The organism is Azospirillum sp. A29, assembly GCF_042604625.1.
GTDB lineage: Bacteria > Pseudomonadota > Alphaproteobacteria > Azospirillales > Azospirillaceae > Azospirillum > Azospirillum palustre.
On the sequence record NZ_CP170464.1, the window covers coordinates 325,660 to 337,948 of the forward strand.

General features: G+C 68.8%; 10 protein-coding genes. 4 read left to right on the forward strand and 6 right to left on the reverse strand.

Going from position 1 to position 12,289, the window contains the following annotated elements; all coding sequences use genetic code 11:
* Window positions 1-5 precede the first annotated feature (5 nt).
* The 3 genes from moaB to ABNQ38_RS13545 all read left to right on the forward strand — a co-directional run bounded on the left by moaB (window position 6) and on the right by ABNQ38_RS13545 (window position 3,375).
* On the forward strand, window positions 6-542 hold the full coding sequence (gene moaB, locus ABNQ38_RS13535; protein WP_377807483.1) for a molybdenum cofactor biosynthesis protein B: 537 nt from the start codon (window positions 6-8) through the stop codon (window positions 540-542).
* Window positions 539-1,555, forward strand: a complete 1,017-nt coding sequence (locus ABNQ38_RS13540) for an aminoglycoside phosphotransferase family protein (protein WP_377807484.1) — start codon at window positions 539-541, stop codon at window positions 1,553-1,555. The genes moaB and ABNQ38_RS13540 overlap by 4 nt, the downstream gene beginning before the upstream one ends.
* A gap of 92 nt (window positions 1,556-1,647) precedes the next feature.
* Window positions 1,648-3,375 carry a tetratricopeptide repeat protein gene (locus tag ABNQ38_RS13545; protein ID WP_377807485.1) on the forward strand — a complete coding sequence of 576 codons (1,728 nt, stop codon included), beginning with the start codon at window positions 1,648-1,650 and terminating at the stop codon, window positions 3,373-3,375.
* Between the two features lie 42 nt (window positions 3,376-3,417).
* Here ABNQ38_RS13545 and ABNQ38_RS13550 read toward each other — a convergent pair whose 3' ends face one another.
* Complete coding sequence (locus ABNQ38_RS13550) at window positions 3,418-3,822, reverse strand: bacteriohemerythrin (RefSeq protein ID WP_377807486.1); 405 nt, start codon at window positions 3,820-3,822, stop codon at window positions 3,418-3,420.
* 205 nt (window positions 3,823-4,027) lie between these two features.
* Between ABNQ38_RS13550 and ABNQ38_RS13555 the strand changes: the two genes are divergently transcribed.
* Entirely contained in the window at window positions 4,028-4,780 is a 753-nt protein-coding gene (locus ABNQ38_RS13555; RefSeq protein WP_377807487.1) for a Fic family protein, read from the forward strand.
* Here the strand turns inward: ABNQ38_RS13555 and ABNQ38_RS13560 are convergent.
* The 5 genes from ABNQ38_RS13560 to ABNQ38_RS13580 all read right to left on the reverse strand — a co-directional run bounded on the left by ABNQ38_RS13560 (window position 4,777) and on the right by ABNQ38_RS13580 (window position 12,226).
* Window positions 4,777-6,432: a CocE/NonD family hydrolase gene (locus tag ABNQ38_RS13560; protein WP_377807488.1), complete on the reverse strand. Its 1,656-nt coding sequence runs from the start codon at window positions 6,430-6,432 to the stop codon at window positions 4,777-4,779. The two genes, ABNQ38_RS13555 and ABNQ38_RS13560, sit on opposite strands and share 4 nt — an antisense overlap.
* A 322-nt stretch (window positions 6,433-6,754) precedes the next feature.
* Window positions 6,755-8,464: an adenine deaminase gene (gene ade, locus ABNQ38_RS13565; protein ID WP_377807489.1), complete on the reverse strand. Its 1,710-nt coding sequence runs from the start codon at window positions 8,462-8,464 to the stop codon at window positions 6,755-6,757.
* A 66-nt stretch (window positions 8,465-8,530) separates the two neighbouring features.
* A complete protein-coding gene (locus tag ABNQ38_RS13570) occupies window positions 8,531-9,727 on the reverse strand; it encodes a GNAT family N-acetyltransferase (protein WP_377807490.1) in 1,197 nt (398 codons plus the stop codon).
* A gap of 28 nt (window positions 9,728-9,755) precedes the next feature.
* The gene (locus ABNQ38_RS13575) at window positions 9,756-11,093 is read right to left on the reverse strand and encodes a PAS domain-containing sensor histidine kinase (RefSeq protein WP_377807492.1); all 1,338 of its coding nucleotides are present in this window, start codon (window positions 11,091-11,093) and stop codon (window positions 9,756-9,758) included.
* A complete protein-coding gene (locus ABNQ38_RS13580) occupies window positions 11,090-12,226 on the reverse strand; it encodes a DUF2336 domain-containing protein (RefSeq protein ID WP_098735181.1) in 1,137 nt (378 codons plus the stop codon). Before ABNQ38_RS13580 ends, ABNQ38_RS13575 begins: the two co-directional genes overlap by 4 nt.
* Window positions 12,227-12,289 lie beyond the last annotated feature (63 nt).

Here is a 12,289-nt window from a genome sequence, read left to right on the forward strand (position 1 = left end):
CCGCCATGCCGAAGATCGACGAGAGCCGCCCCTTCCTTCCCGTGAACATCGCCGTGGTGACGGTGTCCGACACCCGCAGCGCCGCCGATGACCGCTCCGGCGATGCCCTGGCGGAGCGGATCGCCGGGGCCGGCCACCGGCTCGCCGTCCGCACCATCGTCCGGGACGACATCGCGGCGATCCGGGCCCAGGTACAGGCCTTTATCGCCGATCCGCAGATCGACGTGGTCCTGACCACCGGCGGCACCGGCGTTACCGGCCGCGATGTGACGCCCGAGGCAGTCGAGGCCCTGTATGAGAAGGCGATCTCCGGCTTCGGCGAGCTGTTCCGCTATCTCAGCTATGCCAAGGTCGGCACCTCCACCATCCAGAGCCGGGCGACCGGCGGCGTCGCCAACGGCACCTACATCTTCGCCCTGCCCGGCTCGCCCAGCGCCTGCCGCGACGCCTGGGACGACATCCTGGTCTGGCAGCTCGACAACCGGCATCGCCCCTGCAATCTGGTGGAACTGATGCCCCGCCTGCGCGAGCATATGGCGTGAGCGAACCCCTGGGCTTTTCGATGGCGGCGCTGCACGCCGCCCTGATCCGGCTGCCGCGCCTTGCCGATCTCTCCGCCGACGCGCTGGAGCCGATGCCGCTGAAGGGCGTCGCCCACGACCATGTGCGGCTGCGCGACCGGCGGCTGGTCGCCCGCATCCCGCGCTGGAGCCAGCTCGGACTCGATGCCTGGACGGCACTGGACCGGCAGGCCGCCGCCTTCCGGCGGGCGGAGATGTCAGGCCACACCCCGCGCTTCGCCGGCCTGCTGCCGCCCGGCGAGGGGCTGACGCTGGGCGCCCTGGTGGTCGGCGAGGTCGAGGGGCGGACGCCCGTCCTGCCCGGCGACATGCCGGCCATCGCTCGCGCACTGGCGGCTTTGCACCGCATGGCGCCGCCGGACTTCTACGAGCCGCTGCCCGCCCCGCCCGATCCTGTCGCCGCATTGCTGGCCCAGGTCGAACGGCAGGCGGCGTGGTTCGACAATGCCCCCCTGTCGACCGAGGCCCGCGTCCTGATCGCGGAGGAGCTTGCCGCCGCCCGTGTCGGCGACCTCGTACCGCCACCCGAAACGCCGATGCCCCTGACCGCGGTCGGGGTGGATGTGCATCCCGGCAACTTCCTGATCGACGGCCACGGCAAGGCGTGGTTTACCGACCTGGAGAAGCTGCAATACGGCCACCCGGCCAGCGACTTGGCCCATGCCAGCCTCTACACCTCGACCAGATGGGACCCGGCGGTGAATGCGGAACTGGCCCCGGAGGACATCGACGCCTTCGTCGCAGCCTGGGCGATGGCGGTGCCGGGCGACCTCGCCGACGAGGTGCTGCCCTGGCTGAAGCCACTGCGCCGGCTGACCTGGCTGCGCACCCTGTCCTGGATGGCCCGCTGGTCGGTGGAGGGTGCCAGCCTGTCGCCGGGCATGCCGGAAGACTTGCGCACCCATATGGACGCCCACGCCACCGACATTCTGCGACCGGAACGGATCGAGCAGGTGCGGCGGGAGTGGCGTTAGCAAATGCGAAAAGGGGACGCGTACGAAAGTCTCTTGCCCGCGCCCTGCCGAAGATGATGGGATACCGACTCGGAAAACGAGGTGACGAGAGCATGACGAGGTTCCGACGCCGGTTGCTGCCGGTCTCCCTGGCCATCCTGATGTCCGGGACCACCCTGACGCCCGCCCTTGCCGCCGGTCCCGGTGCGGGCTCCGGTGTAGACCGGGGCGCGGATGGCGGTGGATCGGCCACCGGCAGCTATCTGGCCGGCCGCTATGCCCAGCACCAGGACGATTGGACCGCGGCGGCGCGCTTCACCGCGCAGGCGCTGGCCGCCGACCCGGACGACCCCGCCCTGCTGGGCCGCACCTTCCTGCTGCGGCTGGGCGAGGGGCGGATCGAAGCGGCGATCGACCATGCCAACCGGCTGCTCAACGGCCAGGGCGAGCCGCAGATGGCGCTGACCCTGCTGGCCGCCGATGCGCTGGCCAAGGGCAAGCTGGACGAGGCCGACGGCTATGCCGCCCGGCTGCCGTCCGACGGGCTCGGCCGCTTCCTGACGCCGCTGACCCGCGCGTGGCTGGTGACTGCCCGCGGCAAGACGGACGAGGCGCTGGCGGCTCTGCAGCCGCTGGCCGACGTCAAGGGCTTCGAGGCGCTTTACAACCTGCATGCCGCGCTGATCCTCGATCTTGCCGGCCGCAACGACGAGGCGGCGGCCCGCTACGCCAAGGTGACGGACACCGACGCGCCGCTGCGGGTGGTGCAGATCGTCGGCAACTTCATGACGCGCACCGGCCGCAAGGACGAGGCGCGCAAGCTCTATCAGACCTTCCAGGGCAACAACCCCGACGGGCTGCTGGTGGAGCCGGCGCTGGCCGCCATGGCGAACGCACCGTCGGAAGCCCGCCCGGTTCCCAATGCCCGGTCCGGTCTGGCGGAAGCGCTGTTCGACCTGGGCAGTGCGCTGCACCACGAGAATGCCGACGAGCCGGCCCTGCTGTTCGGCCGCATCGCCCTGCATCTGCGTGACGATCTGGCGCTGGCCCATCTGCTGATCGGCGACATCACCGCCTCGCGCGACCATCACGAGGAGGCGCTGGCCGCCTACAAGCGCCTGGAGACGGATCCGCTGCTGGGCTGGACCGCCCGCATGCGCGAGGCCGACAGCCTCGCCCGCATGGACCGCAACGACGAGGCCATCGCGATTCTCGAGGATCTCTCCGCCGAACGGCCGGAGCGCACCGATGCGATCACCCGCCTTGGCGACATCTACCGCTACTCCAAGCGCTACGCCGAGGCGATCCCTGCCTACACCACGGCGCTGGAGCGGATCGGCACGCCGCAGGAGCGGCATTGGCCGCTGCTCTACGCCCGTGCGATGTGCTTCGAGAAGACCAAGCAGTGGCAACAGGCCGAAGCCGACCTGCAAACCGCGCTGAAGCTGCGCCCGGACGAGCCGTCGCTGCTCAACTTCCTCGGCTACAGCTGGATCGATCGCGGCGAGAATCTGCCCATGGCCAGGGCGATGGTGGAGCGCGCGGTGGAACTGCGCCCGCGCGACGGCTACATCGTCGACAGCCTGGGCTGGGCGCTCTACACGCTGGGCGATTACGAGGCGGCGGTCGCCAAGCTGGAACGCGCGGTCGAGTTGAAGCCGGGCGATCCGACCATCAACGACCATCTCGGCGACGCCTATTGGCGGGCCGGCCGCCGGAACGAGGCCCGCTTCCAGTGGATGCGTGCGCTGCGCAGCGCCGACGAGGAGACCGACAAGGGAGCCATCCAGGCCAAGCTCGACAAGGGCCTGCCCGACCAGAAAGCCGCCGCGAAGCAGTGAAAAAGCCCCTCTCTCCTTCGGGGGAGAGGGAATTGTCCCGCCTTATGCAAGCTCCCCCACATAGGGCTTGTACTGGCTGTCGGTCTGCTGGATGTGCTCCACGAACCAGTCCTTCAGCAGCAGTATCAGGTCCACGCGCAGCATGGTGGGGTTGTCGCCCTCGAAGTCGCGGGCCAGCTTTTCCACCTCGTCGGCGAAATAGCGGTGGGCGGCGAGGTGGCCGTCGAGGTCGGGATAGCCGCAGCGCACCATCATCGCCTCCTCCCGCGCGAAATGGACGGCGACATAGTCGCGGAGGCTGGCGAGCAGGCTGGACAGCTCCTCGCGGTTGGCGGGGGTGATGCCGCTTTCCAGCAGGCCGTTGAACAGGTCGAGGAGCCGCCGATGCTCGTCGTCGAGCACGGGCACGCCGACGCTCATGGATTCGTCCCAGACGACATAGCTCATCGCAGCGATCTTCCCCGTCGCATCCCGCAATTGCAGGTGCATCCCGCGGAATCAAGCGGTTGCGGCCGGCCATGGCAGGGTTGTGGACATCTTGACAGGGATCCTAAAACCGGCAACCGTGCCAGTCCAAGCGGCAAATCCCCGCAGGGGGCGGTAAGATGCGCGGTGCGCTCCCCCCTCCCCTGCCAAAGCGACAGAGTAACCGATGGCCCTGCTCGACGAGATCGCGGAGAAGAAACGGGCGCTGGACGCCGCACGCCCCCTGCCGCAGGAGGTCGTCCACGGCATCGCCGACCGGTTCGAGCTGGATTTGACCGCCGCCGCCGCGGCGCTGGAGGATTATCCGCTCAAGCGCGCCGACGTGAAGGCCATACTGGAGCGCGGCAGCGTCCTGCGCCACCGTGCGGTCGAGGAGCAGCGATTCGTCCTGAACCACCGCGCCGCCCTGGAGTTGATGGCGCGGCTGTCCTTCGACCCGTCGGGGGCGGTCACCGAGCGCACCGTCACCGCCTTCCACAATGTGCTCTATCGCGGGATCGACGACGACGCCGGCAAATACCGCAATGCTGCGCCGAAGGACGACCCGGCGGAAACCGCACCGGATCCGGCCAAGCTGCGCGTGTCGATGTCGGCGTTGTCGACCTGGATGCGCAAGTCCGACGCCGGCCCCGACACCGCCTTCGAGGCGCATCACCGGCTGAGCGCCATCCGCCCCTTCGATACCGGCAACCGGGCGACCGCGTTGCTCTTGTGCAACCTGATCCTGAACCGCGCGGGCTATCCGCCGGTGGTGATCGGCGCCGACGACCGCAGCCTCTATCTGGATCTTGTGGAGCGGGCCTGGGCGGTTGGCGACAAGACGCCTTTCCGCGACCTGATGCTGCGCTTCCTGTCGCAGAGCCTCGACTTCTGCCTGGAGGCCGCCGGCCAGGGCACAGACGGAGACGAGACGCCTTAAGCGGACAGCGCGGCCGGCAGGCGCAGGCGCGACGGCCGGTCGGGACCGCTGTGGATCAGCAACGTGATCGGCAACGCATCGACCCGGCGGGTCTCGCCCGGTTCCGCCCCGGTGCCGGGATTGACCGGATAGGCCGGGAAGCAGGAGCCGGCAAGGCTGAGGCGCAAGGCCGATCCCGGCGCCAGGGTGGCACAGGCCGCCCGCATGGCGACGGTCAGCGGCCGGGTCGGGTCGCCCGGTTCCACCCGAGCATGGCCCTGGGTCAGCGGCAGCACCTGCCCGTCGGGCCGCACCACCGACAGCACGGCGCTGATGTCGAAGGACGGAGCGTCGGCCTCCACCCACAGCTCCAGCGCCACCCGCCCGGCCAGCGTCAACGGTTCGTCCAGCGGCAGGCTGGTGTAGGTGGCGACATCCGGGCGGCGGTCCACGGCGGCGCGGTCGGGGCGGCCGCAAGCGTCCGGCACCGCATGGCCGCCCACCGTCGGCACCGGCGCGCGCGGATCGTGGACCACCACGTCGAGTGCCTCCATTTCGGGCATCTCCAACTCCAGCCGCCCGCCCTGCCGGTTGGCGAGGCCATCGCTGGACAGATGCAGGACGGCCTCGGCCGCAGGAAGGTCGGGCAGGTCGTGCCAGCGTCCCGCTTCCACGTCATGCAGGCGGACCGGACCGCCGCGGTCGGCCACCTCTCCCTTCAGCACCCGTTCGAACCAGGCAAGCTGCAGCGTGTCGAGCGTCGGAGCCTGCCCGGGTGCCGCGGCCGGTCCGTCAGCGCCCCAGGGGCCGACCACCAGCCGCACCGGCGCCCGCCCGCGTTCCTTGAGGCGGTCATGGGCATCCAGCATGCCGGCCAGCCGCGGATCGTACCAGCCGCCGACCTGCAGGACCGCCACATCGGCCGGCATGCTGTCCTGCATGGCCCTGGGCGACAGCGCGGCCCAGGCCGGTCCGGGCACCGGGTTGGTCAGCCAGTCGTCGTAATGGGTGTAGCGGGCATAGTCGCGCAGGGCCTGCGGCCTCGACGGAATTTCATCATCGATGGGCAGGCTGCGCGCCGCGTCCGACAGCACCCGGTGGCCGGTGCCGTCCTCGACCCGCCGTGCCGCGTCGGCGGCGGTGTGCAGGGCCCAGCTCATGGCATCTGCCAGCCGGAACGCCCCACCCTCGTAAGCCCAGTCGGAGAACACGTCCCAGCCGGCGAAGGCCGGCGCCACCGCCCGCAGGGCCGGCGGCGCCTCGGCCAGTGCCAGCCACTGCGCCATGCCGGCATAGCCGCAGCCATACATCGCCACCGCCCCCGACGATCCCGGCAGGGACGCCGCCCAGGCAATGGCGTCGGCCCCATCCTCCCGTTCCGCCTCGAAGGGTCGGAACCGGCCGTCCGAGGTGCCGCAGCCGCGCATATCCTGCACCACCACGACATAGCCGCGCGCCGCATACCAGCGCGGGTGGGCGTAATGGCTGGTCAAGGCAACGCGACGGCCGCAGGGAACCCGCAGCAGCAGGACCGGCCAAGTCCCCACGGCATCGGGGCGGTAAAGGTCGGCATCCAGCCGAATGCCGTCCCGCGTCCGCATCGACACGGTTTCCGGCGGCCGGACCGGCAGCAGGCTGTGCAACGGATGGATCATCGGGGCCAGATGGGTCATGGCGGGTCGGGCTCGCTCGATGACAGACAACGAAACATGTGTTGTCGTGGCAAAGCCCGTGCCAGAGCGCCTGCACCAAATTGTATAAATCTTTCGGCCGTTTCCCACCCCGATGAAAGCCCCTCGTCCCCTGCGGGAAAAGGGTTGGAGTGAGGGAGGTGGCAGCCGGTAGGCCGATGGAAACCCTGTGTTTGCGACCCCTCACCCGCCCCTCTCCCACAAGCGGAGAGGGGGCCGTCAGATGGCCAGGCTCCCGGCCTCCCAACCGACCGCATCCGCTCGATCCTCAGGCTTTTGCCGTTTTCCTGGGCAGTTCGCCCGCTCAGGCGGCAATCAGCTCGAAGCGGTCGACATCGACCATGCCGCGGTCGGTGATCTTCAGGTGCGGGATGACCGGCAACGGCAGGAAGGCCAATTGCAGGAAGGGCTCGGCCAGCGGGCAGCCCATGGCGCGGACGGCGGCGCGCAGGGACCGCAGCCTCACCTCCACCGTCTCGAACGGCTCCAGGCTCATCAGCCCGGCCAGCGGCAGGGCCAATTCGCCGACCACCTGCCCGTTGCGCACGGCGACGAAGCCGCCCTGAAGCTCGATCAGCCGGTTGACCGCGACGCGCATGTCGGCGTCGCTGGCACCGACCACGCAGATGTTGTGGCTGTCATGCCCGACCGACGAGGCAAGCGCCCCTTCCGCGATGCCGAAGCCCTGGACGAAACCGCGGCCGATGTTGCGGTTGCTGCCATGGCGGGCGAAGACGCAGATCTTCAGCAGGTCGCGCGACGGATCGGCCACCATCCGGCCGCCCACCACCGGCACCTCGATCCGGCGGTGTTCGGTCAGGATCCTGCCCGGCTCCAGCCCGATCACCGATTGGACCGACCCGCCGGCCGGCACGACGAAATCCTCGTCCGCCACCGGCTCCAGCTTCACCGAAGCGAGCCCCACCGGCGTTACCGCCGGCCGGCCGTCGAAACTGTGCGGCCCGACGATCTTGCCGTTGCGGATGACCCGGTTGACCGCGCAGTCCTCCAGATCGTCGAGCAGGACGAGGTCAGCGCGATGCCCCGGCGCCACCAGCCCGCGGTCATAGAGGCGGAAACCGCGTGCCGCCGACCAGGTGGCGGCACGATAGACATGGGCGACCGGCGCACCGAGGCGGATGGCGCTGCGGATCAGGTGATCCATGTGCCCCTCCTCCGCGATGTCCAGCGGATTGCGGTCATCGGTGCAGAGGCCGAGGAAGGGGGAGGTCTCCGGCGTGATCACTTCGGCCAGGGCATGGACATCCTTCGACACCGACCCGTCGCGGATCAGCACCTGCATGCCTTTGCGCAGCTTCTCCATCGCCTCATCCGCACTGGTCGTCTCGTGGCAGTTGCGGATGCCGCAGGAGAGATAGGCGTTCAGCTCCTTCCCCGACACCAGCGGGGCGTGGCCGTCGATGTGGCGCCCGTCGAAGGCGGCCAGCTTGTCCAGCACCCCGTCCACCTTGTGGAAGACGCCGGGGAAGTTCATGAACTCCGCCAGCCCCAGCACGCGGGGATGGTCCATGTGGCGCATCAGGTCCGGCGCCTCCAGCCGGGCGCCCGACGTTTCCAGCTCCGTCGCCGGCACGCAGGAGGACAACTGCACGAACAGGTCGAGCGCCGTCCCCCCCGCACTGTCGAGGAAATAGCGCAGCCCCTGCTCCCCCAGCACATTGCAGATCTCGTGCGGGTCGCAGATGGCGGTGGTGGTGCCACGCGGCAGGACGCAGCGGTCGAACTCCTGCGGGGTGACGCAGGTGGACTCGCAATGGACATGGGTATCGATAAAGCCGGGAACCACGGTCAGCCCGCGCCCATCGATCTCCTCCACCCCATCATAGGACTCGTAGGTGCCGACGATGACCTCGCCGCAGACGGCGATGTCACCTTCCGCGATCTCGCCGGTCACGACATTGAGAAAGCGCGTGTTCTTGATGACCAGATCGGCCTTCGCCTCTCCCAGCGCCTGCCCGATGCGCGTCTTCAGATCGTCGCGGCTTACAGTCATGTCCTACTCCGCCCCTCGTCCATTCAAAGAGGCAAGGTGGCCCGCCTCACCATGCCGTGCAAGCACCTATCGGCCATCCCGTTGCCGGTAAGGGGAGCGGGCCTGCTCCTGTGCGAATTTGGCGAGAGCCTTTGCGTTGTACAGTTCCAACCCTTCCGCGACCGCGCCGCGCATGTTGGTGTGAAGGAACCAGTGGCAGGCATGGGCCAGCACCGGCAGGAAACCGCGTTCAAGCTTGTGCGGCCCGCCGCGCCCACCATTCACCCGGCTGAGGCCATGGGCAATCGCCCGTTCGATGCTGCGGTAATAGCAGGTTTCGAAATGAACGAAGCGCGCTTCCTTCCTTGCCCCCCAGGTCCGGACATAGAGGCAATCGTCCCCTTCCACCGTCATCAGGGCGCCGATCGCAACGCCGCCGGATTCGGCGAAGGTCAGCATCACGGCATCGCCCAGGACGGCACAGAGCCGCAAGACGAAATCCATGGTCAGTGCCTGACGCCTCCCCCGGCGGAGATGAAGGTCGCTCAGCAAGTCGAGGAAAATCGCGACATCGGCCTCCGCGACCCGGCTGCCCGGCACCTCGCGGAACCGCACCCCGCTCGCAACGATTTTGCGGCGCTCCCACAGCATCACTCTGCGCCGGCGGCTCGACAGGGCGGCGGTGAAATCGGCGAAGTCGCGATATCCCTCGTTCCGCCACTCGTAATCGACGGCATGGCGGGTCAGCCATCCGGCCGCCTCGAAACGGGCCCGGTCCTCTTCGTCGGGAAAGCAGACATGGATGGACGACAGTCCGTGCTTGTGGGCAAGCGACCGCAGGGCGCCGATCAGCGCATCGGCCGTGCCGGACGGCGCCCCATTCCGCAGCAGGATGCGCGGCCCGGTCACAGGCGTGTAGGGAATCTCCATGACCAGCTTCGGGAAATAGCGCCCACCCGAAGCCTGATAGCCATCGACCCAGGCCTGATCCGGCCAGAATTCGTCCGTCGAGCGGTCGCGCAGATAGAGGGGAGCCACGCCGACCAACCGGCCAGACGCCTCCCGCACGATCATATGAGCGGGACGCCAGCCGAAGTCCGGGCCTGCCAAACCGCTTTCTTCCAACGCCGTCAGATAGGCATGACTCACGAACGGCCCCTTGCCGGCGGCACAGGCATCCCAATCCAGCGGATCGACCCCGGAAATCCCGAACACCATCGCGACGGACAACGGCACATCGTTCCGGTCGCCGTCCTGCGCCGCCGGCCCCTGTATCTCAGACATGTCATTCCCTGATTGGTTCGGGCCCTGGCTATTCCCCGTCGTACGGCAACGCCACCGGCAGGCGCACGCTGACCGTCGTGCCTTCCCCTTCGCGGCTGCGGATGTCCAGCGTGCCGTTCAGCAGATCGACGAAGGACCGCACGAGCGGCAGGCCCAGTCCGGTGCCGCCGGACCGCCGGGACAGCTGGCTGTCAACCTGACCGAAGGGTTGCAGGGCGATGGCGATGCCCTCCGCACTCATGCCGATCCCGCTGTCCGTGACCTCGATCAGGATGCGGCCGCCCTCCGGACGGACCCGCAGGGCGACGCTGCCGCCGACGGGGGTGAACTTCACCGCATTGCTCAGCAGGTTCAGCAGGATCTGCTTCACCCGCACGGGGTCGCCCAGCAGGTGGGGGGTGTCGGGGGCGATGTCCTGGGACAGGGTCAGTCCGCCCTCCTCCGCCCGCTCGGCGATCAGCAGGAGAGAGCTTTCCACCGCGTCACGGACATCCATCGGCTGGGGGTGCATTTCCAGCTTGCCGGCCTCGATCTTGGCGACGTCCAGGATGTCGCTGATGACCGCCAGCAGATGCTGGCTCGACTTGCCGATCACCTTGGCATAGTCGAGATATTTGGGATGGCCGAGCGGCCCGACGATCTCGCTCTCCATCATCGAGGAAAAGCCGATGATGGCGTTCAGCGGCGTGCGCAGCTCATGGCTCATGTTGGCCAGGAACTCGCTCTTGGCGCGGTTGGCCAGTTCGGCCTGCTCCTTGGCCTGGATCAGCGCCTGCTCGGCGCGGCGGCGTTCCTGAACCTCCTGCATCAGCGCGCGGGTGCGCTCCGCCACCCGCATCTCCAGCTCGTCACGGGCCTGCCGCACTGCCAGTTCGGCCCGCTTGCGCCGGGTGATGTCCTGGCCGACGCACAGGATGCCCCCGGAAGCGCCATCGGCCTTCGGCAGGCGGTTCAGGTTCCACAGCAGCACCCGCTCGCTCATGCGATCCTGCTCACGCAGGACCTGCTCGAAGTTGCGGACCTCCGTGCCCATCGCGGCGACGGCAAGCTGGGCGGCGAAGGGGCCGGTCGGCTGCTCTCTCATCGCCTCGGCCCAGAGACGGCCAATGGCGCTGCCGGCCTCGAGCCCGAAGGCGCGCTCGGCGTCGCGGTTGGCCTCCACGATGCGGCCGTCGTCGCCCAGAACCAGGATGATGCTGGCCGCCGTCCGCAACAGCGATCGGAAGCGTGCTTCGCCGGCCCGCGCCTCGCTCTGGCGCAAAGCGGATTCCAATTCGGCAATGCGGCGTTCCAGCCGGCGGACGGCGTCGGCCGGACCGCCGCCTGCCGGCTGGCCGGGACCGGAGAAAAAGGTCGGGTTGGTCACGCCGCCGCGTTTTCCGGCTGCATCATGTCGCCCAGCTTCGCCAGCAGGAATTCCAAATCCTCCGGCGCCAGATCCTCATACTGGGTCAGGATGCGCTCGATGACCCGGCGGCGGTGGCGTTCGCGGTCGCCCGGCTCGCCGTCATAGGGGGTCTCCTTCAGCACGTCGATGGCGATGCGGCAGGCCGGCAACAAGGCCGGCGGCAGCTTCGCCTTGTCGTACAGAGACTTCAGCCCCAGCCGGCCGGCATCGTGGATCAGCAGCCGGGCATTGGTCATCGGCACATTCGCCATGCGCGACATCGCCGTCTCGAAGAAAGCGATGTCGCCGGTGCACAGAGAACGGACCAGCAGCGACGGCGTCAGGCGGCCTGTGCGGGCAAGCTGCGTCACCAGACGGTCCAGCGCCCCTTCGTCGCTTTCACCGGTGAACAGGGCGACGGTCGCCCGCTCGCGGCTCTGCAGAATCAGCTCCGACGCGACCTTCGACGGCAGTTCGTGGTGCGAGACCAGATGCTGGCGCAGCCGTTCCGACACAACCGCCACCAACCGTTCGGCGATGGTGATCGGCAGCCTGGAGCGGTGGACCAGCGGGTCCTGTACCGCCTCGCTGGCGCCGAAACGGTCGATGACGCGGCCCAGGCTCTGCTCGCCCAGTTCCGCCCCCTCGTTGGCGACCAATGCTGCGACAGCGCGTTCGGACCCGCTTTCGATCAGCGCGTCGGCGACGGCGGCCGGCACGGTCGGGCGTTGGGCGATGGCGGTGCTCTTGGCATCGGCGCCGGAGCGCACGATCTCGACCAGATCGGCCGGAGTCAGCACGGTGGAGACGCTCAGCACCGGAATCGCCACCGCCTCCACGTCGCGGGCCAGGGTCAGGGCGACGTCCCGCGGCAGGGAGGGGCTGGATTTCAGGTTTTCCGCCAGGGTCTGGCGGACACGCAGGACCGTGTCCTTGACCATGACGCGGATGATGTCCTCCGCCAGCTTGCGCTCCGCCTGCGACAGCTCGGGGCTGTCGAACTGCTGGGACAGCTTGGCGGCCAGATCGGTCCGGCTGTTCGGCGACGGGTCGGCCAGAAGCCGCGCCACGTCCTGCTGGGTCAGATGACCCGACTTGAAATCGTCACTCATGGGTCCCGGACCCTTCCTGCCCTGGTCCGTCTCCATATTGGACGCGGAACGCAAAACCCGCGC

Coding starts and splice junctions, on each gene's coding strand:
- ABNQ38_RS13580 (WP_098735181.1), bottom strand. CDS start 12,226: ATGAGTGACGATTTCAAGTCGGGTCATCTGACCCAGCAGGACGTGGCG.
- ade (WP_377807489.1), bottom strand. CDS start 8,464: ATGACTGTAAGCCGCGACGATCTGAAGACGCGCATCGGGCAGGCGCTG.
- ABNQ38_RS13570 (WP_377807490.1), bottom strand. CDS start 9,727: ATGTCTGAGATACAGGGGCCGGCGGCGCAGGACGGCGACCGGAACGAT.
- ABNQ38_RS13555 (WP_377807487.1), top strand. CDS start 4,028: ATGGCCCTGCTCGACGAGATCGCGGAGAAGAAACGGGCGCTGGACGCC.
- ABNQ38_RS13560 (WP_377807488.1), bottom strand. CDS start 6,432: ATGACCCATCTGGCCCCGATGATCCATCCGTTGCACAGCCTGCTGCCG.
- moaB (WP_377807483.1), top strand. CDS start 6: ATGCCGAAGATCGACGAGAGCCGCCCCTTCCTTCCCGTGAACATCGCC.
- ABNQ38_RS13545 (WP_377807485.1), top strand. CDS start 1,648: ATGACGAGGTTCCGACGCCGGTTGCTGCCGGTCTCCCTGGCCATCCTG.
- ABNQ38_RS13550 (WP_377807486.1), bottom strand. CDS start 3,822: ATGAGCTATGTCGTCTGGGACGAATCCATGAGCGTCGGCGTGCCCGTG.